This window comes from Variovorax sp. LjRoot290 (assembly GCF_964253985.1).
In the GTDB taxonomy this organism is placed as follows: Bacteria; Pseudomonadota; Gammaproteobacteria; order Burkholderiales; family Burkholderiaceae_C; genus Variovorax.
This window is the reverse complement of the sequence record NZ_CAXURW020000001.1, coordinates 3274089-3297285: the sequence shown is the minus strand read 5'-3', so window position 1 is coordinate 3297285 and position 23197 is coordinate 3274089. Positions and strand designations below refer to the sequence as shown.

Here is a 23197-nt window from a genome sequence, read left to right as displayed (position 1 = left end):
GACGAAGCGCGTCACTGAGACTGACCGAAGGGATGCAGGGGTTGCATAGTGCCTGCGCAGTGTCGATGGCGAGCTGTGATTGCTTGTGGAAACGGTCGTGCCTGCGGGCCAGGCGCCCAGCCTGCACCGCATCCGGTTGGAAGCTCGATCCCTCTACGACGTGCTGCGACGGCAGTACGGGCTTCGCATTGTTCGGGCCGAACGGTGGATCGATGCCGCGGTGCCTGACGCATCAACCTGCGCCCTTTTGAATCTGCCCGAACCCGAGGCCCTGCTGCGCACTCGCACCATAGCCCTTTGCACATCGTCGCGGGAGAACGCTTCACTCACGCGCATCCGCCCGAACCCACCCGGCCGCCTTTTCTGCCATCATCAAAGTCGGGCTGTTGGTGTTGCCGCTGGTGATGGTCGGCATCGCGCCGGCGTCGACAACGCGCAATCCGGCGATCACGCCACCGCGTCCGTCGCGCACGCGCAGCCGCGAATCCAGCACCGCCATCGGATCGCTGTCAGCGCCCATCTTGGTGGTGCCGACGGGATGGAAGATCGTGGTCGCGATGTCGCCGGCCAGCCGCGCCAGCTCTTCATCGCTCTGGTACTGCGTGCCGGGCTTCCATTCCTCGGGCTGATACTTTGCGAGTGCAGGCTGGGCCGCAATCCGGCGCGTCACGCGAAGCGAGTCGGCCGCCACCTTGCGGTCTTCGTCGGTGCTCAGGTAGTTCGGGGCGATGGCCGGCGCATCCTGGTAGCGATTGCTCTTGATGCGCACCGTGCCTCGGCTGGTGGGGTTGAGGTTGCACACGCTCGCGGTGAAGGCCGGAAAACTGTGCAGCGGCTCGCCGAAGGCGTCGAGCGAGAGCGGCTGCACGTGGAACTCAAGGTTCGGGTGCTCATGCGCGGGCGAGCTGCGCGTGAACGCGCCCAGCTGCGACGGCGCCATGCTCATGGGGCCGCTGCGCTTCGTCAGGTACTCCAGGCCGATCCTTGCCTTGCCGAGCATCGACGAGGCCAGCACGTTGAGCGTCGGTGCGCCGTTGATTTTGAACACGGCGCGGATCTGCAAATGGTCCTGCAGGTTGGCGCCCACGCCCGGCAGGTCGGCCAGCACCGGGATGCCATGCTGCAGCAGCAGGTCGGCCGGGCCGATGCCCGAGAGTTGCAAGACTTGCGGCGAGCCGATGCTGCCGCCGCAAAGCACCACTTCCTGCGTGGCCTGCACAGTGACCATCTCGTGGCCGTCCCACACCTGCACGCCGGTGCAGCGCTGGCTGCCATCAATCTGTGTTTCGACGATGAGCTTCGTCATATGGGCATTGACCCACATCTCGAAGTTGGGCCGGCCGTAGCAGGTGGGCCGCAGGAAGGCCTTGGCCGTGTTCCAGCGCCAGCCGTCATTCTGGTTGACCTGGAAGTAGCCCACGCCTTCGTTGCTGCCGCGGTTGAAGTCGCTGGAGTGGGGGATGCCCGCTTCCTGCGCAGCAAGCGCGAAGGCGTCGAGGATGTCCCAGCGCAGCCGCTGCTTCTCGACCCGCCATTCGCCGCCCGCGCCGTGCAGTTCGTCGGCGCCGAGGTAGTAGTCCTCGTGCTGCTTGAAGGCCGGCAGCACGTTCTGCCAGCGCCATTCGTCGTCGCCTGTGAGCGCAGCCCATTGGTCGTAGTCGCGCGCCTGGCCACGCATGTAGATCATGCCGTTGATGCTGGAGCAGCCGCCCAGCGTCTTGCCACGCGGGTAACGCAGCGTGCGGCCGTTGAGACCGACATCGGGCTCGGTGGTGTAGAGCCAGTCGGTGCGCGGGTTGCCGATGCAGTACAGGTAGCCGACCGGAATGTGGATCCAGTGGTAGTCGTCCTTGCGGCCGGCCTCGATCAGGAGCACGCGGCATTGCTTGTCGGCTGAGAGGCGATTGGCCATCAGCGCGCCGGCGGTGCCGGCGCCGATGACGATGTATTCGAATGAGGAACTCTTGATCTCGTTGCTCACAATAGGCTGTCTCCGGCCAGACTTCGCGCGTGCGCAAAACCTTGCTGCGCATCACTGGCCTTAAATTTTCAGTCTCGCTAGACCGGTGAAGGAAGACTCACTCGACGCCCGACACCATGACGTTCATCACGTAGACGTCGCTGGCATTGCCGCGCAGGCCGGCGCCCGCCGCGGGGGCTGCGGATTGCTGTTGCGCGAATGCGCTGGCGCCGGCCAGGCCGATACCGGCGGCGGCTGCGGACCTCAGGAAACTACGCCTCATTCTTTGTCTCCTTACGTTGGCTGGAAGAGCTTGCGACCTGCTTTTCGAGCAGGTCCTTGGGACTTCGAAGTCACTGTCGATGTTATGACAGGATAGAATGTACGCTCGGCCCGTTTGTCTCGATAACTAGAGCAAACGCTACTGGCGACGCGCTTTTATTCCGCGAAGCTGTTATGACATGAAGCCAAACATACTGATCGGCATCGACATGGGCTCGAGCAGCCTGAAAGCGCTGGCCCTCGAAGCCGGAAGCGGCCGAACGGTCGCCTTGTCCCGAATGCCCTTGCCGCACGACCGGCTGCCCGGAGGCGGCTGCGAGGTGGGCGCCGCAGCGATTCGCGCCGCGCTGACCCACGTGCTGCGCGATGTTGCCCACCAGCTCGGCCCGCGCACGGCCGAGGTTCGCGCCATGGCATGCACCGGCCACGGCGCCGGCCTCTATGCGCTCGATGCCAGCAACGAACTCGTGGGTGGCCGAGCCGTCGCATCGACCGACCAGCGCGCCGATGCCCGTGCGCGCGCCCTGTCGGCGAGCCGCGGTGCGCGGCTGTTCGAGGACGTGGGCTGCGGCCCGTGGCCCGGGCAGCCGACGGTGATCGCCGCCGAGCTGCTGGGCGCCGGTGCCGTGCGGCGCGGCGACCTGCGCCGCCTGCTGTTCGCCAAGGACTACCTCGGCTTCCTGCTGACCGGCGAGATCGCCACCGATGCCAGCGATGCGAGCACCGCCGGCCTGGTGTCGCTGGCCACCGGCGGCTGGTCGCAGGCGGCCTTCGATGCCTCGGGCCTTGCGGACCTCGGGCCGCGCACCTTCGGCCCCATCGTGCCGAGCGGCACCGTGATCGGAAAGCTATTGCCCTGCGAGGCTGCGCTGTGCGGATTGCCTGCGGGCATTCCCGTCGCGATGGGCGCCATCGACCTGCTCGCCTCGATGACCGCGATCTGCGCGGAAGGCCGCGGCCGCGCGGTGTCGGTCTTCGGCACATGGTGCGTGAACGCGGTCATCGGGCCGGTGATCGAGCCCAAGCCCGCTGTCGCTGCCATCGTGAACTTCGGCCGCAAGAACGAGCGGCTCTACATGGAGAACAGCCCCTCATCGATGGCCAACATCGCCTGGCTGGCCGGCGTGCTCGCGCTGCCCGATGCGCGCGCGGTCGTCGACCTTGCCATGACGGTGCCGCTGGGCGCCAACGGTCTGCGCTTCCTGCCTTTCATCAATGGCGGCGGGGGCGTGACAGCGGGCTTCGTGGGCCTCAAGAGCCATCACACGCGCTCGGACATGGCACGCGCCGTGGTCGATGCCGTGACGGCGCAGCATGCGCGGCACACGGCGCGCCTCGCGGCGGGCGGCCTCGCCGTTTCGGCATCGACGGTGCTGGGCGGCGGGGCGAGCGATGCGCGCCTCGTGCGCCTGCTCGCCGCCTTTCTGGGGCGACCGCTCGAGCGCTGCGCCGACGACGAGACCGGCGCACGCGGCGCCGCGCTCTATGCCGCCATGTCGCAGGGCCTCGACGACGCAGCGCACGGCAGTGCCTTGCTCGCGCCCTGCGACGTCATCGAACCCGATGCAAGGGACGCACGCGCCCATGCGGATTTCAACGCCGATTTCAACGAACTGATCGACAGCATGTCACCTGTCTTCACCCACATCGCGGGCGGTGCGCAATGAGCGCATGGCAACTGCCCTTCGTGCGCCCGGCCTCTTTGTCGGGCCGCCATTTCTCGACGGTGATCGTCGGCGCCGGCATCAACGGCGTCGGCGTATTCCGAGACCTCTCGCTGCAGCGCGTAGACTGCCTGATCGTCGACAAGGGCGACTTCGGCGCCGGCGCCAGCAGCGCGCCCTCGCGCATGATCCATGGTGGCCTGCGCTACCTGGAGAACGGCAGCTTCTCGCTCGTGGCCGAAGCCACCCGCGAGCGCAACCTGCTGCTGCGCAATGCGCCGCACCTGGTGCGCCCGCTCAAGACCGTCGTGCCGCTCGCCAACTTCTTCGGCGGCCTGATGAGCAGCGCGCTCAAGTTCTTCGGTCGCACGCCGCCGCAGCGCACACGCGGCCTGCTGGCCGTGGCGCTGGGCCTGCGGCTCTATGACCTGCTGGGGCGCCGCCAGCGCGTGATGCCGGGGCACCGGATCAGCCGCGTGGCCTCGACGGACCGCAGCCTGTTCCGCGCGGCGATACGCTGGACCGCGACCTTCTTCGATGCGTGGATCAGCCACCCCGAATGGCTCATCCTCGAGTTGATCGCCGATGCCTGCCGCGACCAGCCGCGCTCCGCGGCCGCGAACTACTGCCGCGTGGTGGGCTGCGCGGGCAACATCCTCACGCTGCGCGACGAGATCACCGGCGCGCACGTGCGCGTCACCGCCGACACCGTCGTGAACGCCACGGGTGCCTGGCTCGACCGCAGTGCAGCGGTGCTCGGTGGTGCTGGCCCGCGCGTGATGGGCACGAAGGGCTCGCACCTCGTGCTCGACCATCCGGCGCTGCGCGATGCGCTCGACGGCCGCATGGCCTACTTCGAGGCGGTGGACGGGCGGGTGTGCGTCGTCTACCCGTTCTTCGATCGCGTGCTCGTGGGCTCCACCGACATCCCGATCGAAGACCCGGACCAGATCGTCACCGAGCCCGCCGAAGTCGACTATCTGATCGATGTGCTGCGCGATGTTTTTCCGAACATGGCCTTCGGGCGCGACGACGTGGTCTACACATTTGTCGGCGTGCGGCCGCTCGCGCGTTCGGATGCCGACAAGCCAGGGCAGGTCTCGCGCGACCATTCGGTGGTCGTCGACCTGCCGAACGCGACACGCGACATTCCCATCGTCGGTCTCGTGGGCGGCAAGTGGACCACTTTCCGTTCGCTGGCCGAAGAAGCGACCACCGAAGTGCTGCAGCAGTTGGGTCGCTCGCGCACGGCCTCGACCGAGCTGCTGCCCATCGGTGGTGGCGCGGATCTGCCCGCCGATGCGCCGGCAACCGAACGCTTCATCGAACGGATGATGGCCGCCTCCGGCATGGGCCGCACGCGCGCGCTGAATCTGCTGAGCCGCTATGGCTCGAAGGCGCTTCCGCTGGCACAGCGCCTTGCGGCGTCGGGTGACGTGCCGCTGCGACACGCGCCCGATTACTCGGCCGCTGAACTGTCCTACCTGTGTCTCGAAACCGGTGTGGTGCATCTCGACGACCTCGTGATTCGCCGCACGCTGCTGGCCATCCGAGGCCTTGTCACCGATGCCGCGCTCGCCGAGATCGCCGGCGTCGCGGCGGAAGCGCTGGGCTGGGATACAGTGCGCGCGCACAACGAACTGTGTGCCTGCGCGACCGCTCTGCGGGAGCGCCATGGCGTTCGACTCCAGGCGGTGGCTCCCGACGCGGAACCCTCCTTCGATGCATCATTGATGATCAGCTCAGCCTTCGGCCAATCTTAAAGTGAACAGTTCCAACGACATGTCGAGCGTGCTCGACCGCACATCCGAATCACCGCTGTGGGCGCAGTTCCGCGACGCGATCCGCCTGCAGATCCTGCAGGGCGTCCTGCCCATAGGCGCCAAGCTGCCTTCCGAGGCGGAGCTCGGCGACCAGTTCGGTATTTCGCGCATCGTGGTGCGCGAAGCCCTGGCCGACCTGGTGCGCAACAACCTGATCTACAAGATCAAGGGCCGCGGCGCCTTCGTGTCGGCGCGCGAACGGGACGAGGATTTCGTCTCGACCGTGCTGGGCTTCTCCGACGAAATGGAACGCAAGGGCCGCTCGGTGCGCACGCAGATCCTCACGCAGGAGCTGCGCGCGCCCACCGAGCAGGAGGCCACCGCTCTGGGCCTCACCGGAGACGACGCGCAGGTCGTTGCGCTCAAGCGCTTGCGCAGTGTCGATGGCGAGCTGCGCCTGCTGGTCGAGACGGTGGTGCCGGCGGACCTGGCACCGGGGCTGCACCGCACGCGGCTGGACGATCGCTCGCTCTACGACGTGTTGCGCCGGCAGTACGGCCTGCGCCTGGTGCGTGCCGAACGCTGGATCGATGCGGTGCTGCCCGATGCGGCGACCTGCGAACTGCTCGCCCTGTCGCAGCCCGAGCCGCTGCTGCGCATCGAGTCGATTGCCTACGGTGCGAACGGCCGGCCGCTGGAGCACTACCGCGCGCTGCACCGCTGCAAGACGAGCCGCCTGCACGTGCAGACGACGGCCTGACATGGCCACGGCATCGAGAAACTCGCGCTTGCGCGTCTTTCTCGTCGACAGGTTCAGGCACAGATGAAATCCTGAACTCGCCCGATGTCATCGAGCGGCTTGAGAAGCAGACCATCGCCCCGCTAGGCGGCACACCAGCCGACATGGGCAAGGTCTTTGAAGCGGAACTGCGTTTCTGGAAAGACGCCGCAAAGGCGGCGAAGGTTCCGCCGAGTCAGCAACCTCGAATTCAGGAAGGAGACATCATGAGGATCCGCGCTTCTGTCAAACGGCTCGTCGACTACAACGTTGGGATGTGCGTCAAGAGGGATGGCAGGCATGAAGGACTCCAAGGTGATCGTGGCAACCAACAAGGACGAAGAGGCGTCGATCGTCAGCGTGGCCGATTGCGGCCTGGTTGCCGACCTTTTCACGGCCGTGCAGGAACCGGTCAAGACGTTTTTGCGGCGCCCGAGGCGGCGCGCAACGACTTTGTCTGATAGTTTCAAGTCATAACTATTGGCGCGCGGCCGCTGCATTCGCCGCAGATCCTGGACATGGCGAGGGCTGTCATGAAGGCATGGACGGAAGATCTTGTTACGGGCATCAGTCGCGCGCATGGCGTGGACGACCTGTTCGCCCAAATCTGCAAAAGCGCCAGGAGTCTTGGCTTTGAGCGCTGCGCATACGGCTTGCGACGGCCCTCGCCTTTTACGCGGCCAAGAATATTCCTGCTGAACGACTATGACCCGCGTTGGCGTCGTCGCTACGAGGAGGCCGGCTACCTTGCGGTCGATCCCACGGTGCTTCACGCAACCAGGAGCCTGACGCCAATCGTGTGGTCCGATGCGCTCTTCTGCGAGACGCCGGCGCTATGGGCCGAAGCGAGATCCTTTGGCCTGTGCGTCGGCTGGGCGCAATCGTGCTTCGACGCGGACGGTTCGGTGGGGTTGCTGTCCTTGTCGAGATCACACGAACGGCTGACGGAGAAGGAGCTCCGCGCGAAGGACCTGCCTCTGCGTTGGCTGGTAAACGTCGCGCAGATAGCGCTTTCTTCCGCGCTCACGGCCATCGCGTCTGGCGAGCCTCCTCGCTTGACCCGGCGCGAGAGGGAGGTCATGCAGTGGACGGCAGACGGAAAGACTTCCCTCGAGGTCGGGGACATCCTTGGCATCTCGGTCGACACGGTCAACTTCCACGTCAATAACGTGCTCGTGAAGCTCGGGACCGCGAACAAGACCGCCGCTGTTGCACGCCTGGCCGTGCGCTTGTTTCACTGAATTCACCTATGCGTCCCTCTTGGTCGAACTGGCGTCCGACTGTTGAGAGTGCAACGCTCGCCTCCCGCTGCCCGGGATGTCGGTGTATATCCAGCAGGCAAAGACCTGCTGTTCGCCGACGAGCCGCGGCGCTGCCGCGCGGCTTGCACTGATGCGATATCGCCGCAGAAGACGTTCGATCCCGAGTGGAGAAACCGTGATGAGTCGGCCCACCCCGGCGCCGGCGGCCGCCGACATTGCGGCCCGCAGCAAAGCCACCGCCAATGGCGACGAGTATCGACCATCTGCGTGCGGATCGATCGAATCGAGATCCACCGCAGCGAATCTCGACAACTCCCAGATGTCCGGAGATCGCGGGACTTCCGCGTCCCCCATCAGCTCGGGAAAGACCTCGCCGAGCAGGTACGGCCGTTCGGTCGGCAGCAGCCGTGCCGTGCCAACCAGCGTGATAGCGTCGCGCAGCGCTACCAGATAAAGGGTGTCGGGCCGATCGAACTGGTCGTATTCCATTCCTTCGGGCGAAGGTAGCGGCCAGCCCAGGCGCTCGACAAAGACTTTGTGCCGGTAGCGCGCCATCCGGGCCATCAGTTCGGCGCCTAAGCTGATGGGCGTGCCCGCCAGAATTTCCACTTTCTGATCCCGTTGAATGTCATGAGGCCATTCCAGCGGAGCGCGCCGACGTTCGAAACTACGTGATCTGGTAGGTTGCCAACCGGCGGCGGGTTTGACCGGTACCGCACCCGATTTGCGCGGGATGCAAGGCTCCCGGGAGGGACGTACGGCGGCCCACCCTTGCGTCGCATGCAAGCGTTGAAAGCGCACTCAATGCGGGAAATGATCGGCGCACCCAATCAACCCAGGTAGCCTTCCTTGCGAGCGACTCTTTCTCTCCTCAGCATCTTGCGCAGCACGCTGGCTGCCTTTGTTCTTGTTGCGATGGCCACCGGCTCCGGCGCGCAAACTGCCGCCAAGCCGGAGCCTGTTCGCGACAAGTGGCCGACCAAGCCCTTGCGCATCATCGTGGGCTTCGGTGGCGGGTCTTCGCCGGACCTGGTCGCCCGAACGCTGGCCGAGCCGCTGTCCCGAGCGCTGGGGCAGCCCGTGATTGTGGAGAACCACCCTGGCGCGAGCGGGAACATTGCCGCCAACCTGGTGGCCAAGGCCACGGACCTGCACACGATCGGCATGCTGATCAACGGCAACATGACGATTGCCAAGCTGGTGACGCCTTCCACTCCCTACGATCCGCTCACGGACCTCGCCCCCATCAGCCTGATCTGCACCGCGCCGCTGCTGCTGACGGCGCCCGTCGATGCGCCGGGGCGGGACGCGCGCGACTTCTTCGCCGCTGCGCGCACTGCAGGCAACCGCTGGAGCTACGGCACGCCAGGCATCGGCACGGTGGGTCATCTGGCCATGGAACTGCTCAAGACCCGTTCGGGCATCGCGCCGATCCACGTGCCCTACCAGGGCAACCCGCAGGTCATCAACGGACTGATCGGACGCGACATCCAGCTCGCACTGCTTCCGCCTGGCCTGGGCGCGGCTCAGGTTCATGCCGGCAAGCTGCGCGCCATCGGCGTGACCTCGGCGACCCGCAGTGCGCTGGTGCCGGAATTCCCGAGCCTCGAAGAGGCGGGTATCCACGGTTTCCAGATCGAGATCTGGACCGCCGCGGCCGCGCCGGCCACGCTGCCCAAACCCATCATTGCCCGGCTGTCGGCGCTGCTCAGCGAGATCACGCGATCTCCCGAGGTAAGGCAGAAGCTGTTCCAGCAGGGCTACCAGGCCGTTGGCACGACAGCCGAAGGCTTGGCCAGCCGAATCAAATCGGACACGGACCTCTTGAGCGGCATCATCGTGGCGCAGGGTGTGAGGGCGGAATGAACGACTCGGCTCCACCCACGACTGCGTCCCAGTCCACCGGTGATCCCAACGAGGTCCTCGCATCGCTGCGCGCCGAACTCGATCGGATCGACAACATGCTGCTGGCCGCCATTCGCGACCGCCTCGCGTGTTGCCGCCAGATCGGACTCCACAAGAAGCACACCGGGATACCCATGATGCAGCCTGGACGTATCGGGGTCGTCCAGCAGCGCGCATCGTTGTTCGCCGAGCAGCACGGGCTCAACGGGGAGTTCCTGCGGCAGCTCTACGAGCTCACCATCGAGGAGGCATGTCGGCTCGAAGACGCCATCATTCAGTCCGACGGCAGCGATCCGGACCAAGGCATCGTTGTTGCCGTGAAGCAGAGCTGAGGTGGGTTGAGCGCCACCGTCTTGTCTCCGGACTCGTATTCGACCATTCGAGTGGCAGGTGTCGTGTGTCTTGGCCGGCGCCAGGTGAGGGCCACGCTGCAGTGGAGGCAGATGCCATGAGAAGAAAGTCCCCGGCGTCGCCGCTCCCGACGACGAGAAAAACAAGCGTACCAATTGCACTGCCACCCCAGCGCGGCATCCCCGCGTCCACCCGCAGCAAGTCTGCCGCGCGACTGGGCGAGCAGATCAGGGCGCTGCGCGTTGCCTCCGGTGCCTCGGGGGGAGAGCTCGCACGCAACTGCGGCATCTCCCGTTCGATGCTCTCTCGCGTTGAGCGTGGCCTGGTGTCTCCATCTGTCGAAACGCTGGATCGCATCGCCCACGGGCTGGACATTCCGCTCTCGCGCTTCTTCTGCGAGCCGGGGAGCCACCCGGACATGTCGTTCGTGCCGGCCGGCCAGGGCATCGTCATCGAGCGCCTCGGCGCCGGGACGGACTGCCGCCACGCGTTGCTGGGCCACGTGCTGTCAGGCAATCTGCTCGTGGAGCCTCATTTCGTCACGCTGCTGCCGGACGCGCAGCCGCACCCCGGTACTCAACACGCTGGCTTGAAGTTCCTGTACATGATGTCCGGGCGCGTGCGCTACCGGTACGGCACCAGGCTGCTCGAACTTGGCCAGGGCGACGCCTTGCTCTTCGAGGCGAGCGCGCTCCATGGCGTCGACGCAATCATCGAGGCACCGGCATGCTACCTGGCGATCGTCCTGACCCTTCGCAACTAGACTGCCGCAGCACCGCTTCAAATTCATGTCCACCTTCGTCACCCTGGGTCCGCCGAACAGCAACCATGATTTCGTGCTGCGGCGCTATCTGAGGGCGCACGGCCTGCTGGACCTTGAGCGCATTCGCATCGAGCTTGTCGATGACTTCCACCAAGGTGCCCGGATGTTGATCGATGGTCGCGCGGACTTCATGTTGCAGTGCGCCGCGCACCCGTCGACGGCTGAGATCACCGGGGCTTTCCGGCGGCAGGTGTTCGTGGTCGACGCGTTCATCTCGCGCAGCAGGCCCATGTCGCTACTAATGGCGCAGGATCACGACGCTGGGCAGTTGCCGCGCCGCGTAGGGCTACAGCCCGCCACGCGAGAATATGCCGACCTGTCCCGGTGGTCGGAGGCCGTGCTTGAACCTACGGTCACGGCCGTGGGCGAGGGCCTGCTGGCGAAGGAGTACGAGGCCGGCATTGCGTTCTCTTCGCTGCTCGAAGAGTACCCAGGGAGATTCCAGGTCCTGGAGGACGCCGGTGCCATCTGCGATGCGTGGGTGGTGTTCGGGACAGCGGCCGTGGATAGGGGCAAAGCTGTAGTGTGGACGGACAGCCCGCCGGCACTTCGATCGGATGCTACGAACAGGTCCCGCCATGACCGTCATGCCTTGACAAACCAGTCCTCATAGAAGCGGTCGTTCAACGTTTGAGTTCAGCGGCTGCCGTAGGCAGTCCGCTGGAACCTATCTGGTTCTCACCACCAAGTGCAACAAGGCGGTTGCTGACTAGCGAGCAAGCTCAGCAGGTTCACGCTGTGAGCCAGTGAGGGCCGAGGATGGGCGGCATCCAACCAGGAGATGCGCCATGCCGATGAACCGAGTGCAGTTCCAGAAGGGGCTGTCGTTGCCGGAGTTCATGGACCGCTACGGGACCGAGCAGCAATGCGAGCAGGCGCTGGTCGCTGCCCCGCTGGCCCGGCGGGTTCGTCTGCCCGGTTTGCGGCGTGATGCAGTCGCGCACCTCGTTGCGCCGCGAGGGCCGGCTGTACTGGCAGTGCGCCGGCTGCCAGTACCAGTGCAGCGTGACCAGCGGCACCGTCTTCGAGGCCACCAAGCTGCCCCTGACGCGCTGGTTCCTGGCGAAGCAACTGCTCACGCAGGCCAAGAACAACGTGTCGGCGCTGGAACTGACCAGGCAGCTCGGCGTGAGCTATCGCGCCGCGGACAGTGTCGGTGCCCATTGACAAGCCCGCAGGCCCTCGAACAAGATTCCGGGCGCCTGTCGTGGCGTCGAGGAGGAGTTGAAGATGCACGCGGCGAACCCTGCACGCGGCCCTCGGCCGTTCCTGCGCCTGCTGGCGCGGCTGGCATTGGGCATTGCGGCGCTCGGCGCTGCGCTGGTCGCGTCGGCTGCGCCGAAGGCCAAGACGTCTTACGACTACTACCTCACCGGCAATCCGGCCGATGCGGCCTCGTCGCAGCCGCCGCGCTCGCCGTCGACGCTGCTGATGGGTGGTGGCCCCGACGTCGACGCGGCGTTCCGCTGGATGATCGACAAGGCCGGCGGCGGCGACTTCGTCGTTATCCGCGCGACCGGCGCCGACGGCTACAACCAATACGTCTACGTAATGGGGGGCGTCGATTCGGTCGAGTCGCTCGTGATCCCTTCGGTCGAAGCGGCCAACGACCCCTTCGTGGTCGACCGGGTGCGCAAGGCCGAAGCCTTGTTCATCGCAGGCGGCGACCAGAGCGACTACATCGAGTTCTGGAAGGGCACCGCGCTCGACGACGCGATCCGGGACCTGGTCCGCCGCAACGTGCCGATCGGCGGCACCAGCGCCGGGCTGGCGGTGCTGGGGCAGTTCGACTTCGCCGCACTGAAAGGCACGGTCACCTCGGCCAACGCATTGGCCAACCCCTACAACCGCCGCATGACGCTCGACCGCGAGTTCCTGACCGCCGCCGCGATGACCGGCGTCATCACCGACTCGCATTTCGACGAGCGCGACCGCATGGGGCGGCTGCTCGCCTTCCTGGCGCGCCTCACCAACCCCAGCGACGGCTGGATCGGCGTCGATGCGGCGCGCGGCATCGGGGTCGATCCATCGACCGCGGTGGCGATCGACAAGGGCGTCGCGACCCGGTTGGCCGACCGCGACGCGCAAGGCGTCGACCTCGGCGGATCGGTGTACTTCCTGCGGCCGTCGATCGCGCCGACGGTGTGCGAGCCGCGGCAGCCGCTGACCTTTCGCAACGTGCTGGTCGAGCGGCTGTCGGGCGCGGGGTCGTTCCACGTCAAGAACTGGACCGGCGCAGGCGGCGCGACGACGCGCTACGACCTGTCAGCCGAAGCCGGCGTGCTGATCTCTTCGCAGCCGGGGGGCGGGATCTACTGATGGGCCGATGCCTTGGCAGCCGCCCCGGGCCGGTCGTTCAGAGCTGCCCAGCCGCTGCCATCTGGTCGCTGATCTGGATGAGTTCGTCCACGCTGGCCTGCGCGTTCTCCAACAGCTCCAGCATCGGCAGCAGCGCCTGGCCGTGGCTGGCCATCCAGCGCGTCACGGCAGCACGGTTGTTGCGGTGCGAAACCCTCAAGGCGGTCTTGTTTGCCTTACGATCCATCCGTGCGATTCGACCTCACCACGCTAAAGCTCTTCGTCAGCGCGATCGAGCACGGCAGCATCGCAAAAGCCGCAGAGCACGAGCACATCGTCGCTTCGGCGGCGAGCAAACGCATCGGTGACCTCGAGGCCGGGCTCGGAGTCGCGCTACTCGTACGCCAGCACGCGGGAGTCGTCCCGACCGCTGCGGGCGAAGCGCTCGCCCGCCAGGCGCGCGAGGTCATCAAGACGCTCGACCGAATACCCGATGCGCTCAGCACCCTTGCTGCAGACGATCAGCCCGATTTGCGGATGTTGGGGAATCAGACCGCGGTTGTCGTCGTGGCCGCGGATCTCGCGAGCTACATCGCGCAGCGGCCCGCGGTGAAGATTCGTCTTGAAGAAGGCCGGAGTCTGCAGATCATTGAGGAGGTCGCGCAAGGGAGTGCCGACGTCGGCATCATCGGCCACTTTCAGCCCATCGACCGGATGCGCGTCGTTCCTTATCGCAGCATTCCTCTCATGCTGGTCATGCCGGTTTCGCATCCGCTTGCCAGCCGCGGGGCGATCTCTTTCGCGGAAGCGCTCGAGTTCGATCTCATCACGCTGGTGCAAGGCACCGCACTCCGCGGCTGGGCGCTGGCAGCGGCAGCCCGCATGGCGCGCAAGCCGAAGTTCACCATGCAGGTCCAGAGTTACGAGGCGATGCGCGCGATGGTGCGGGCGGGTCTCGGTATCGCGGTGATGCCCGCGCCAAACATTCTGCCGTACGAGGATCTCCTGCAGGTGCGCGCGCTGCCGCTCACCGACGATTGGGCGTGCATGCAACTCTACCTGGTGTGCGCCCCGCGCCCGGCCGCCGCCCCTGCGATCGAGGAACTCCTCGCGCATCTCGCTGCGGGTTGAGCCATCGCGGCCCGCGACGGCCGGCGTTCCGAAAGGTCAGTTGCGAATGAAGCCGGGCGCGTCCAAGCTTGGACGTATAGCCATCAACCGGGAGTGCAGCAATGCTCCCCCTCATCATCGGTGTTTTGGCGGCCTTGGCAGTCGTCGCCTTCGCTGAGAGAGAAAGGAATCCCCAGTGAACAACATGGTATCCCGGCCGAAATCCGAGTACGACGCGAAGTTCCGGGCCGATCTGGACAAGTTCGTGCAGGTGACCGGCTGGACGCTGCAACAGAAGGTCGCGCTCGCGTGCCGCATCCTCGATCGCGATGGGCACGAGTCCGCGCTCGCGGGCCAGGTTTCGGCGCGCGGGGAGAAGCCCGGCACCTACTGGACGCTCCGCTTCGGGCTGGGCTTCGACGAGGCGCGCGAGAGCAACATCCTGCTGATCGACGACGACTTGAACGTCCTCGCTGGCGAGGGCATGGCCAACCCCGCGAATCGATTCCATCTTTGGATCTATCGCGCCCGTGCCGAGACCAACGCGATCGTGCACACCCATCCGCCGCACGCTTCGGCGCTGTCGATGATCGCGGAGGAACTCATCGTGTCGCACATGGACACCTGCGTGCTCTACGAGAACTGCGCTTATCTCCCCGAGTGGCCGGGCGTGCCGATCGGCGACGAGGAGGGCGAGATGATCTCGACCGCGCTGGGCGACAAGCAGGCGGTGCTGCTCGCGCACCACGGCCTGCTGACTGCGGCGACGACCATCGAGGACGCGGCGGTGCTTGCGTTCTACGTCGAGCGCGCGGCGAAGCTGCAACTTATGGCGCGAGCGGTGGGGCCTATCAAGCGGGTGAAGCCGGAACTCGCACGCGAGGCGCGTAGCTATCGGGGCAGTCCCAAGTACATCGCTGCGACGTTCAATTACCTCGCGCGGCGCGTGCTGCGCGAGACGCCGGACTGCCTGAGCTGACGCAACCAAGGGAGACGATATGACACACCCTTCAATGCACCGAATTTGCGCGGCACTGCTCGCGCTTGCAGCCGCGACGGCGTCGGCGCAGACCTACCCGAACAAGATGATTCGCATCATCGTGCCGTACCCGCCGGGCGGCGGCGCCGACATCACCGCGCGGCCAATCGCCCAGATGCTCAGCGAACGCTGGGGCCAGCCGGTCGTCATCGAGAACCACGGCGGGGCGAGCGGCATGATAGGCGCGGACATGGTCGCCAAGGCGCCGCCCGACGGCTATACCCTCTTGGTCAGCGCCTCGGCGGAAGTCGCGCTCAATGTTGCGCTCTTCCCGAAGATGCCGTACGACCCGGTCAGGGATTTCGCGCCGATCACGCTGGCGACGGTGACCCCCATGGCGCTCGTCGTGCATTCGTCGGTGCCCATCACATCGTTGAAGGAATACATCGCGATCGCAAGGGCGAAGCCCGGATCGATGACGTTCGGTTCGGTCGGCTCCGGTACCCCCCACCACTTCGCCGGCGAGTGGCTGAAGATGCAGACCATGATCGACATCGTGCACGTGCCGTACAAGGGCTCCGGCCCGTTGATCAACGATTTGCTCGGCGGGCATTCACCAAGCGGTTTTGCCACGCTGCTGCCGGCGATGCAGCATGTGAAGAGCGGCAAGTTGCGCGCCCTGGCGGTGACGACGCAAAAGCGGGTGCCGCTGTTGCCGGACGTGCCAGCGCTCGCCGAAACGCTGCCCGGATTCGACATCAGCCAGTGGAACGCCGTGTGGGCGCCGGCCGCGACGCCGAAGGACGTGCTCGACAAGCTGAGCGCGGAAATCACGCGCATCGTGCAGTCGCCCGACTACAAGGCGCGCATGTCGGAGCAGGGCAGCGAGGCCATCGGCAATTCGCCATCGGAGCTCGCGTCCTTTCAAAGGGCGGAAATCGACAAATATCGCATGATCGCGGAGCAGGCGAACATCAAGGTCGACAAGTAAAAGACAGGAAAGTCCAACTCCAAAGGAGAACGCAATGCGCACGACTCCTTGGCTGATGACTGCAATACTTGGACTGCTGCTGACGGGCTGTGCGGGCATCAGTACCGCCCCCACAGCGGAAGCGCGACAGGCTTTGGCTCCAACCGGCAAGCTTCGCGTTGGGCTCTTGCTTGACAGTCCCACACACGTGATCAAGGATCCCGCGTCGGGTGAGATGAAAGGGATCGGATTCGACCTCGGAAAGGAGTTGGCCCGGCGCATGGGGGTTCCGTTTGATCCGGTCCTGTACCCATCAATCCCCGCCCTCCTCGACAGCGGAAAGTCCGGCGCTTGGGACGTCACCTTCATTGGGTTTACCCTTGGGCGCGCGAAGGATTTCGATTTCGCCAAGACGCACCTGGAAGTCGAATTCGGCTACCTCGTCCCAGCCGGTTCTTCCATCTCAACGATGGCCGATGTGGATCGCCCCGGAATTCGAGTTGCCCTGCAGGAGAGGTCCGGCCCGGATGTCTTCTTCTCCCCCCTACTGAAAAATGTTGTGGTGGTCCGGGCATCAAGCAACCCTGCCACATTGGATCTGCTGAAAACCGGGAGAGCGGACGTCATGGGCAGCATCAAGCCAATCCTGTTCGAATTGTCGAATCAGTTGCCCGGTTCTCGGGTTCTCGACGGTCGGCCTGGTATCGATCCGCACGCTATGGCGATGCCGAAGGGACGGGACCTCGGTGTGGCTTACGCGCGCAAATTTGTCGAGAGCGCGAAGTCCGAGGGGCTGGTCAAGGCGGCGATCGAGAGGGTCGGAATGCGCGGCGCCCTTGTGACCACGACGCAGTAACGCTCTCTAGAGTGTAGTGCGCTCGAAGTCATGGAACGTATTTCTCTCGGCATACTCGAAGCGCCCAGGAGGCTGGAGCGATGCGAGTTGCCGGGAAGATCGATGCACGCAACCAGGCCTGCCGATGAAGGCCGGGCGCGCCGGCACCCGCACGCACGACTACAAGCGCCACGGCACGACCGCGCTGTTCGCGGCGCTGAACACGCTGGACGGCACCGTGATCTCGATGTGCGAGCCCAGGCATCGGCACGAAGAGTGGCTGAAGTTCCTGCGGCTCATCGACCGCAAGCCAGCCAAGCATCTGACGCTGCACCTGATCGTGGACAACTACGGCACGCATGCCCACCCGGCCGTGCAGGCGTGGCTGGCCAAGCACCCACGGTTCGTCATGCACTTCACGCCCACCGGCGTCGTGGCTGAAGGCCGGAACCAGCTCCCGACACACCCCTACAACAAGGGTGCCAGCCGTTCGGCATCTGCCCCTTTCCATCGCATCGCTCACCACCAGGATGGCGCAAGCGTCGGTGCCGCGTTGAGCTCATCGACAGTGGTGGCGCTGATGAACTCTACTTTGCGGGTCCACCTCCAGTTCTCGCGAGGCAGCGTTAAGGTAGACGGAGTGCGAAATGGGTTGACTGACGACCGACGACTTGCGTCGCGGCGTGCGGGAGGCGAACGACTGCTTTGGACGGAGATGGCACACCGCTCCGGGTCGAGGACAGCAGCTCGATCGTGACCGCGCGAACGACTCCAATCAGTCTCTAGCGGACCGCCAAGTCGGCGCCCCCGGGCGACTGCAAACAGTCTAGAGCGCTCGTTGAAGCTGGCTCTGACGGCCCCACAAGCCCAGATCGCCGAAGTTCGCCGAGGCCCACGGCCCTTGAGATAACCACCGACATCCGCGAAGCAACTGGCTGTCACATCGACGTGGCCACCATCACTCACGAGCACCAGGACCGTGTCAACGCGGCCGAAAGGCGGAGGCGGGCCACTCAGCGGGAACGACTGCCGCGTAGCGCCAGGAGGCCGCCGGCACTGATCAGCACGATGCCGATGCCCGACGCCGCATCGGGCGTCTCGTCCCACCCGAGGTAGCCCATCAGAAGCGCCCAGAGCAGGATGCTGTAGCGAAATGGCGCGACGACCGAGAGATCGACGTCGCGGCAGGCGGCGATCAGCGCGTAGTTACCCAGCGCCGCGCACAGGGCGGCCAGCGCGAGACCCAGCGTTTGCGCGGGCTGCAGCGGTTGCCAGGTCTCCCGCAGGCCGAGCGCGAAACCGCCAGCGCACGAGGCCACCGTCGCCGCGAGGGTGATGAGGACCGAAGGAACACCCGAGGGCATGGCGCGCGTGGCCAGGTCCCTTGCCGCCAGGCCGGCAGCGCAGGCGAGAGAGAACACGATGCCCCAGTTCGCCACGCTCGCCTGCGAGAAGGGTCTGGCGATCAGCAGCACGCCGGCCAAACCGGTCACTGTCGCGAAGATGCGACCGGCTTGCGGCGCCTCCCATCCGAGCGCCATCGCGCACACGGCAATCAGCAAGGGCGACACCATCATGATGGCCGTGACGATGGATAGCGGAGTCAGCGAGAGAGCGGCGACGGAGGCCATGGCGGTCGCCACCTCCAGCACCGATCGGACGGCGACCATCGGCTGCAGCAGTTGCCGCCATCGCGGCAGCATGCCGGCGCGACGGGCGAGCACCAGGACCATCGCCGTGGCAAACAGGCCGCGGACGGCCAGCACCTGCCCATGCGGGTGGTGCGCCAGCGTGAATTTCAGGCAGGCGTCGTTGAGCACGTAGCACGCCATCGCCCCGAGCATCAGGAAGACGCCGCGGCGATTGGCGGAAGGGTCAGCCATTGCTGTCGTGCGGCGTTGGATCCCCGGCACTGCGAGAAGCGCGCGTGCCCGGCGCGCCGGCCTCTTGCAGCACATCCTGCTGGGCCCGCGCCTTCAGGACGATCTCCTCGACTTCGGCGTCCGGATCGGACATTGCGATGATGGCGCCGCCGGAGCCGATCGAGACGCGGCCGTTCGCACTCACGATGGTGCGGATCACGATGTTGAGCTTCGCGCTGCCGTTCAGCGACAGAAAGCCGATGCTGCCGGAGTAGATGCCCCGTGGCGACCCTTCGATCTCGTCGAGGATCCTCATCGTCCGGATCTTGGGCGCCCCGGTCATGGAGCCGCCGGGGAAGGCGGCGTGGACGCAGTCGATCGCACTCACGTCGTACCGCAACTGGCCCCGGATGGTGCTGACCAGCTGGTGGACCGTCGCGAAGGTCTCGATCTGGAACAGGCGCGGCACGTGCACGCTGCCAACCTTGCAGACCCGGTTGAGATCATTGCGCAGGAGGTCGACGATCATGAGGTTCTCGGCGCGGCTTTTTTCGTCGCTGGCGAGGGTTGCCGCGATGGCGGCGTCCTCCTGCGGCGTCGCGCCGCGGCGCGCGGTGCCTTTGATCGGCCTGGACTCGACCGTGCCGTCCGGCTCGATGTTCAGGAACAGTTCGGGCGAGGCGCACAGGACCGCCAGGCCGGGCGTTTTCAGGAAGGCGGCGTAAGGCGCCGGATTGCGCTTGCGCAGCGTGCAATAGACGTCCAGGGCGTCGATCTGGCCGGCGCCCTCCAGCTGGTTGGTCAGGCAGACTTCGTAGGTCTCGCCATCGAGGATGTTCTCCTGGCATCTCGCGATGCGGCGTCGGTAGTCGGGCAGATCGATGCGCCATGCGAGCGCGTCCGCAATTCGGGAAGCGCCGTCAGGTGGTGCAGCGTCCGATGGCACCGGATTGGAGAGGGTCCTTTGCATTTCATTCATCCAGGCCTCGCTGGCCAGGGAATGCGGTTCACGATCGACGCAGACGATCCAGGTCTGTTGCTCGCCGTGATCGATAGCGACAAAGCGACGAACCCGCATCCACAGCGCGTCCGGCGTGGACGCGTCGTGGGCGTGGTTGCCGCCCAGTTCGCCCTTGAGCTCGTAGCCGAAATAGCCCACGTAGCCGCCGGCAAAGTCGAAGGGCAATGACGCTCCGCCAGGCGGCACAACGTTGGTTTCCTGCTTGAGGAAATCGAAGATGCTCTGGATGCGCGTTTCGATGTGCGCTTCGTGGTGGATATCGATCTGCCTGTCACGCGACCGGTAGGTGATCACCTGCGCGTCCGGTCCGCCCGCATCGCCCATGTACGAATAGCGCGCGTTCTGGCCGTCCGCGTCGCTGCTGTCCAGCCAGAAGGCGGCCGCGCTGCCGGCGAAGCGGTGGCGGAATAGCGCTTCGGCGTCTGGATAGCTTTCAAGGCATCGCGCGCGAATGATCAGCGTGTCGTCCTGCTGCAGCGGCATGCCGTGTCCAAGTTGAGGCCACCTGGGCGATGCCGAGGGGCCGTGGACGGCAACTGCGCGGGCTTGCCACTGCTCGGTGAGTTCCCTGAAGTTGCGCAGCAGGCGCGCCCCGTACTCGGTGCAGATCGATTCCGGATGGAACTGCACGCCCCACCAGGGTTTCGACGTATGCCGCAGGGCCATCAGGGTGCCGTCGAAGGTCCACGCCAGCGGCTCGAGCTGCTCGGGCAGCCCGGTCACTGCCAGCGAGTGGTATCGGACTGCATCGAACTGTTCCGGGATTCCCCGGAACAAGCCGCTTCCGGAGTGGCGGACGCGGTCGAGGCGTCCATGCATCGGCCGTATGGCGCGGGCCACGTTCGCACCGCAGAAGTGGGCCATGGCCTGGTGCCCGAGGCAGACACCCAGTACCGGTACCCTGGCGTGCCGGAGCACGTCGGCCGAGACCCCCAGGTCCGAAGGGCGTTGCGGTCTTCCGGGCCCCGGCGAGATGACGATGTTGTCGAACTCGAGTTCGGCGATCTGGGGCCACGACATTTCATCGTTCGTGATGACGCGCGGCGGCTGCGCGTTGGTCGCGGCGAGGTACTGGTAGAGGTTGTGGGTGAACGAATCGTAGTTGTCGATCAGCAGTGTGCGCATCGTGGATCCCTTTGCACTTTAGGCGTGCGGATCCATCGTTGACGACGCGCAGAGTTGTGCCAACTACCAGAACAGGTAGGCATGCTTGAAGGTTGAGCACCTGGTACCACTTGGGCGCGCAGATCGCTCCTGCTCACAGGATTCTTGTCCGGATGACTCTGTGAATGTCGGTGCGAAGGTCCGCTTCTATGTCCGGAGAGCTTCCAACCATGGGGCGTACTTGGCGCCGGTCAGTTCGAAGACGAGCCGCAGCGCACACGATGCACGCGATAGACCGTGCGCCCCTCCTCAGGCGCTGCGGGAGCTACGGCTCAGGAACCGACGGTTTGCCAGTCTCTGCGTATGTTGGGGTGGGGAACCGTGGCCCGGATCTAACTTTCGCGTATCTGAAATACGCAAAGGTCAGTTCTTCTTGAGAAGGAGTCAAGGCGGTGACCTGGCTCACTGCATCCGGGTGATGATCTCCAGCGCCTTGATGCGCCTTTCGGGCGTGAGCGCGTGAAAGGCAAGTAGCATGGCGGCCGTGTCGTCGTCAACCGCGTAGAAGTAGGCCACCGGCACGTCGAGCACTGCGGCCAGTCTTTCCACGGTCAACCAAAGCGCTGGCGGGGCCGCGGCCCGGTCTTGACCTCTTCAGCTGAGCCCCCGGCCCAGCGACTTCAGCCCACTACGGTGCCTTGCCTGTTCTCTTCCTGTGCTGATCTAGGTCCTTGAAAAATTCCGATGGCTGAATGCCGAGCGCAGTGATGATTTTCAGTATGTTGATCAGGGCGAGGTTGTGTTCGCCACGTTCGATACCGCCCATATAGCTGCGGTCGATCCCGCATGCGTCACCGAACGCCTCTTGCGAATAGCCAAGTTTCTTCCGGCGGCGACGAACAGCCTCCCCAAAAAGCAGCAGCTCGGGCACTTTCTGCTTGCCGGTTGAGGTGGGTTTGACCATTCATGGATGGTCAATTTAAATGGCATTAAGCTCCACGGTATAAGATTGGACGGGATATAGTTACCATTCGAGAACGACATTCGCGCCCTCCAGTCCGGGAAGGAATTCACATGAAGAGGGATTGTCGATGCCATGAGCGCGGAATGTGGATCAGCAGAGGTGCACGAGGGCAGGGATGAGGACGCTCCGCATCTCGGTCAGAAAGACATGCCATGAGAAAATTGCTCACTGCTTCGCCGTTCCCGACGGCAAGAAAGCCCAAGATACCCGTTGCGCTGTCGCACCCGCGCGGCCGTCCCGCAACGCCTGCCCGCAGCGAGTCCACCTCGCGCCTGGGCGAGCAGATCAAGGCCCTGCGCGTCGCCTGCGGCGCCTCTGGCGGTGAACTCGCCCGCCGCTGCGGCATCTCCAGCTCGCTGCTCTCGCGTGTCGAGCGCGGCCTGGTGTCCCCATCGGTGGAGACGCTCAACCGCATCGCCCAGGGGCTCGATGTTCCGCTTTCCCGCTTCTTCTCCGACCAGAGAAGCCGCACGGACCTGTCCTTCGTGCCGGCAGGCCACGGGATCATGGTCGAGCGCATCGGCGCCGTGGCGGACTACCGCTACGAGCTGTTGGGCCACCTGCTGTCGGGCAACTTGTTCGTGGAGCCCTATCTGGTCACGCTGCAGCCTCAGGCGCGGCCTTACACCAGCTTCCAGCATCCGGGCCTGAAGTTCCTGTACCTGATGTCCGGGAGCGTGAACTACCGCTACGGCGGCAAGCTGCTCAAGCTCGGCCGTGGCGACGCGCTGCTGTTTGACGCGAGCGCGCTGCACGGGGTCGAGGCGATCATCGAAGCGCCGGTGAGCTATCTGGCGATCGTCTTTTCGTTGCGCGACTAGACCGCAACGCAGTCCCAGCCATAACCCCAGTCTCAGCCCTCCAGCCCTCCAGCCCTCCAGCCCTCAGCCAGCGGCGGCGGCCATGGCGATGGGCAAGTGACGCTTGCAGAAGAACTATGAAACCGGCATTGCGGCGTTCGAGCAGCAGCGCCTAAACCACGATTGCGGGCCGGAACGGCGCGACCACGGACAGAGTGGCACGGGGGCCGCGGAACAGTCAACTCCCAGAACTGGTGGGTGAGCGAAGGCACGCGCTCGGATAGGCTCTTCGAGGGGCGATCAATATGTTGCGTTGGTACGCGACGGCAGGAGCAAGACGTCCAATGAATGATCAGTCGAGGCGAAAGTCAACATGAAAAGACCCACGGGGGAGACGCAGATGATC

General features: G+C 65.4%; 20 protein-coding genes and 6 pseudogenes. 18 read left to right on the top strand and 8 right to left on the bottom strand.

Features of this window, described 5'->3' with window-relative positions; translation table 11 throughout:
- Nucleotides 1–85: 85 nt before the first annotated feature.
- Nucleotides 86–238, top strand: a pseudogene (locus ACSQ9A_RS16390) (UTRA domain-containing protein); the annotation flags it as partial.
- An 84-nt stretch (nt 239–322) separates the two neighbouring features.
- On the opposite strand, the gene ACSQ9A_RS16385 reads toward ACSQ9A_RS16390, so the two are convergent.
- Nucleotides 323–1981, bottom strand: coding sequence for a GMC family oxidoreductase (locus ACSQ9A_RS16385; protein WP_436304387.1), 1659 nt, complete (start codon nt 1979–1981; stop codon nt 323–325).
- Between the two features lie 100 nt (nt 1982–2081).
- Nucleotides 2082–2243, bottom strand: a pseudogene (locus ACSQ9A_RS16380) (substrate-binding domain-containing protein); the annotation flags it as partial.
- Between the two features lie 178 nt (nt 2244–2421).
- Here ACSQ9A_RS16380 and ACSQ9A_RS16375 point away from each other — a divergent pair.
- The 5 genes and pseudogenes from ACSQ9A_RS16375 to ACSQ9A_RS16355 all read left to right on the top strand — a co-directional run bounded on the left by ACSQ9A_RS16375 (nt 2422) and on the right by ACSQ9A_RS16355 (nt 7688).
- A complete protein-coding gene (locus ACSQ9A_RS16375; protein WP_436304386.1) occupies nt 2422–3909 on the top strand; it encodes an FGGY family carbohydrate kinase in 1488 nt (495 codons plus the stop codon).
- Nucleotides 3906–5669 (top strand): glycerol-3-phosphate dehydrogenase/oxidase, encoded by a 1764-nt coding sequence (locus tag ACSQ9A_RS16370; protein WP_436304385.1) that lies wholly within the window; start codon nt 3906–3908, stop codon nt 5667–5669. Before ACSQ9A_RS16375 ends, ACSQ9A_RS16370 begins: the two co-directional genes overlap by 4 nt.
- A gap of 19 nt (nt 5670–5688) precedes the next feature.
- On the top strand, nt 5689–6429 hold the full coding sequence (locus tag ACSQ9A_RS16365) for a GntR family transcriptional regulator (protein WP_436306308.1): 741 nt from the start codon (nt 5689–5691) through the stop codon (nt 6427–6429).
- A 297-nt stretch (nt 6430–6726) separates the two neighbouring features.
- Nucleotides 6727–6924 (top strand): annotated as a pseudogene (locus ACSQ9A_RS16360) (hypothetical protein); the annotation flags it as partial.
- Nucleotides 6925–6980: 56 nt separating this feature from the next.
- Nucleotides 6981–7688, top strand: a complete 708-nt coding sequence (locus ACSQ9A_RS16355; protein ID WP_436304384.1) for an autoinducer binding domain-containing protein — start codon at nt 6981–6983, stop codon at nt 7686–7688.
- A 6-nt stretch (nt 7689–7694) separates the two neighbouring features.
- On the opposite strand, the gene ACSQ9A_RS16350 is transcribed toward ACSQ9A_RS16355, so the two are convergent.
- Nucleotides 7695–8318, bottom strand: a complete 624-nt coding sequence (locus tag ACSQ9A_RS16350; RefSeq protein ID WP_436304383.1) for an acyl-homoserine-lactone synthase — start codon at nt 8316–8318, stop codon at nt 7695–7697.
- Between the two features lie 306 nt (nt 8319–8624).
- Between ACSQ9A_RS16350 and ACSQ9A_RS16345 the strand changes: the two genes are divergently transcribed.
- The 6 genes and pseudogenes from ACSQ9A_RS16345 (at nt 8625) to ACSQ9A_RS16320 (ending at nt 13107) form a co-directional block, all read left to right on the top strand.
- On the top strand, nt 8625–9575 hold the full coding sequence (locus tag ACSQ9A_RS16345; RefSeq protein WP_436306307.1) for a Bug family tripartite tricarboxylate transporter substrate binding protein: 951 nt from the start codon (nt 8625–8627) through the stop codon (nt 9573–9575).
- Nucleotides 9572–9946, top strand: a complete 375-nt coding sequence (locus tag ACSQ9A_RS16340) for a chorismate mutase (RefSeq protein ID WP_436304382.1) — start codon at nt 9572–9574, stop codon at nt 9944–9946. Before ACSQ9A_RS16345 ends, ACSQ9A_RS16340 begins: the two co-directional genes overlap by 4 nt.
- A 233-nt stretch (nt 9947–10179) precedes the next feature.
- Nucleotides 10180–10728: a helix-turn-helix domain-containing protein gene (locus ACSQ9A_RS16335; protein WP_436306306.1), complete on the top strand. Its 549-nt coding sequence runs from the start codon at nt 10180–10182 to the stop codon at nt 10726–10728.
- A gap of 25 nt (nt 10729–10753) precedes the next feature.
- Nucleotides 10754–11401 carry a hypothetical protein gene (locus tag ACSQ9A_RS16330; RefSeq protein WP_436304381.1) on the top strand — a complete coding sequence of 216 codons (648 nt, stop codon included), beginning with the start codon at nt 10754–10756 and terminating at the stop codon, nt 11399–11401.
- Nucleotides 11402–11576: 175 nt separating this feature from the next.
- Nucleotides 11577–11934 (top strand): annotated as a pseudogene (locus tag ACSQ9A_RS16325) (transposase); the annotation flags it as partial.
- An 84-nt stretch (nt 11935–12018) separates the two neighbouring features.
- On the top strand, nt 12019–13107 hold the full coding sequence (locus ACSQ9A_RS16320) for a cyanophycinase (protein ID WP_436304380.1): 1089 nt from the start codon (nt 12019–12021) through the stop codon (nt 13105–13107).
- Between the two features lie 76 nt (nt 13108–13183).
- Here the strand turns inward: ACSQ9A_RS16320 and ACSQ9A_RS16315 are convergent.
- A pseudogene (locus tag ACSQ9A_RS16315) lies at nt 13184–13333 on the bottom strand (IS256 family transposase); the annotation flags it as partial.
- A 2-nt stretch (nt 13334–13335) separates the two neighbouring features.
- On the opposite strand from ACSQ9A_RS16315, the gene ACSQ9A_RS16310 reads away from it, so the two are divergent.
- The 5 genes and pseudogenes from ACSQ9A_RS16310 to ACSQ9A_RS16290 form a co-directional block, all read left to right on the top strand.
- On the top strand, nt 13336–14217 hold the full coding sequence (locus ACSQ9A_RS16310) for a LysR family transcriptional regulator (RefSeq protein ID WP_436304379.1): 882 nt from the start codon (nt 13336–13338) through the stop codon (nt 14215–14217).
- A gap of 175 nt (nt 14218–14392) precedes the next feature.
- Entirely contained in the window at nt 14393–15175 is a 783-nt protein-coding gene (locus ACSQ9A_RS16305; RefSeq protein ID WP_436304378.1) for an aldolase, read from the top strand.
- A gap of 106 nt (nt 15176–15281) precedes the next feature.
- Nucleotides 15282–16166, top strand: a complete 885-nt coding sequence (locus tag ACSQ9A_RS16300) for a Bug family tripartite tricarboxylate transporter substrate binding protein (protein ID WP_436304377.1) — start codon at nt 15282–15284, stop codon at nt 16164–16166.
- 34 nt (nt 16167–16200) lie between these two features.
- Entirely contained in the window at nt 16201–17001 is an 801-nt protein-coding gene (locus ACSQ9A_RS16295) for a transporter substrate-binding domain-containing protein (RefSeq protein ID WP_436304376.1), read from the top strand.
- Nucleotides 17002–17107: 106 nt separating this feature from the next.
- Nucleotides 17108–17407 (top strand): annotated as a pseudogene (locus tag ACSQ9A_RS16290) (transposase); the annotation flags it as partial.
- A 586-nt stretch (nt 17408–17993) separates the two neighbouring features.
- On the opposite strand, the gene ACSQ9A_RS16285 reads toward ACSQ9A_RS16290, so the two are convergent.
- From ACSQ9A_RS16285 to ACSQ9A_RS16270, 4 genes are all read right to left on the bottom strand, one after another.
- The gene (locus ACSQ9A_RS16285; RefSeq protein WP_436304375.1) at nt 17994–18863 is read right to left on the bottom strand and encodes a DMT family transporter; all 870 of its coding nucleotides are present in this window, start codon (nt 18861–18863) and stop codon (nt 17994–17996) included.
- Nucleotides 18856–20988 (bottom strand): aminodeoxychorismate synthase component I, encoded by a 2133-nt coding sequence (pabB, locus tag ACSQ9A_RS16280; protein WP_436304374.1) that lies wholly within the window; start codon nt 20986–20988, stop codon nt 18856–18858. The genes ACSQ9A_RS16285 and pabB overlap by 8 nt, the downstream gene beginning before the upstream one ends.
- A gap of 441 nt (nt 20989–21429) precedes the next feature.
- On the bottom strand, nt 21430–21576 hold the full coding sequence (locus ACSQ9A_RS16275) for a hypothetical protein (protein ID WP_436304373.1): 147 nt from the start codon (nt 21574–21576) through the stop codon (nt 21430–21432).
- 79 nt (nt 21577–21655) lie between these two features.
- Nucleotides 21656–21931 carry a helix-turn-helix domain-containing protein gene (locus ACSQ9A_RS16270; RefSeq protein ID WP_436304372.1) on the bottom strand — a complete coding sequence of 92 codons (276 nt, stop codon included), beginning with the start codon at nt 21929–21931 and terminating at the stop codon, nt 21656–21658.
- 332 nt (nt 21932–22263) lie between these two features.
- Here ACSQ9A_RS16270 and ACSQ9A_RS16265 point away from each other — a divergent pair, with 332 nt between their 5' ends.
- Nucleotides 22264–22812 (top strand): helix-turn-helix domain-containing protein, encoded by a 549-nt coding sequence (locus tag ACSQ9A_RS16265; protein WP_436292852.1) that lies wholly within the window; start codon nt 22264–22266, stop codon nt 22810–22812.
- Nucleotides 22813–23197 lie beyond the last annotated feature (385 nt).

Bases quoted from the DNA above. Each gene is read 5' to 3' on its own strand.
- ACSQ9A_RS16300 (WP_436304377.1), top strand. From the start codon at position 15,282: ATGATTCGCATCATCGTGCCGTACCCGCCGGGCGGCGGCGCCGACATC.
- ACSQ9A_RS16370 (WP_436304385.1), top strand. From the start codon at position 3,906: ATGAGCGCATGGCAACTGCCCTTCGTGCGCCCGGCCTCTTTGTCGGGC.
- ACSQ9A_RS16285 (WP_436304375.1), bottom strand. From the start codon at position 18,863: ATGGCTGACCCTTCCGCCAATCGCCGCGGCGTCTTCCTGATGCTCGGG.
- ACSQ9A_RS16365 (WP_436306308.1), top strand. From the start codon at position 5,689: ATGTCGAGCGTGCTCGACCGCACATCCGAATCACCGCTGTGGGCGCAG.
- ACSQ9A_RS16340 (WP_436304382.1), top strand. From the start codon at position 9,572: ATGAACGACTCGGCTCCACCCACGACTGCGTCCCAGTCCACCGGTGAT.
- ACSQ9A_RS16320 (WP_436304380.1), top strand. From the start codon at position 12,019: ATGCACGCGGCGAACCCTGCACGCGGCCCTCGGCCGTTCCTGCGCCTG.
- ACSQ9A_RS16375 (WP_436304386.1), top strand. From the start codon at position 2,422: ATGAAGCCAAACATACTGATCGGCATCGACATGGGCTCGAGCAGCCTG.
- ACSQ9A_RS16270 (WP_436304372.1), bottom strand. From the start codon at position 21,931: ATGGTCAAACCCACCTCAACCGGCAAGCAGAAAGTGCCCGAGCTGCTG.
- ACSQ9A_RS16355 (WP_436304384.1), top strand. From the start codon at position 6,981: ATGAAGGCATGGACGGAAGATCTTGTTACGGGCATCAGTCGCGCGCAT.
- ACSQ9A_RS16295 (WP_436304376.1), top strand. From the start codon at position 16,201: ATGCGCACGACTCCTTGGCTGATGACTGCAATACTTGGACTGCTGCTG.
- pabB (WP_436304374.1), bottom strand. From the start codon at position 20,988: ATGCGCACACTGCTGATCGACAACTACGATTCGTTCACCCACAACCTC.
- ACSQ9A_RS16330 (WP_436304381.1), top strand. From the start codon at position 10,754: ATGTCCACCTTCGTCACCCTGGGTCCGCCGAACAGCAACCATGATTTC.
- ACSQ9A_RS16345 (WP_436306307.1), top strand. From the start codon at position 8,625: ATGGCCACCGGCTCCGGCGCGCAAACTGCCGCCAAGCCGGAGCCTGTT.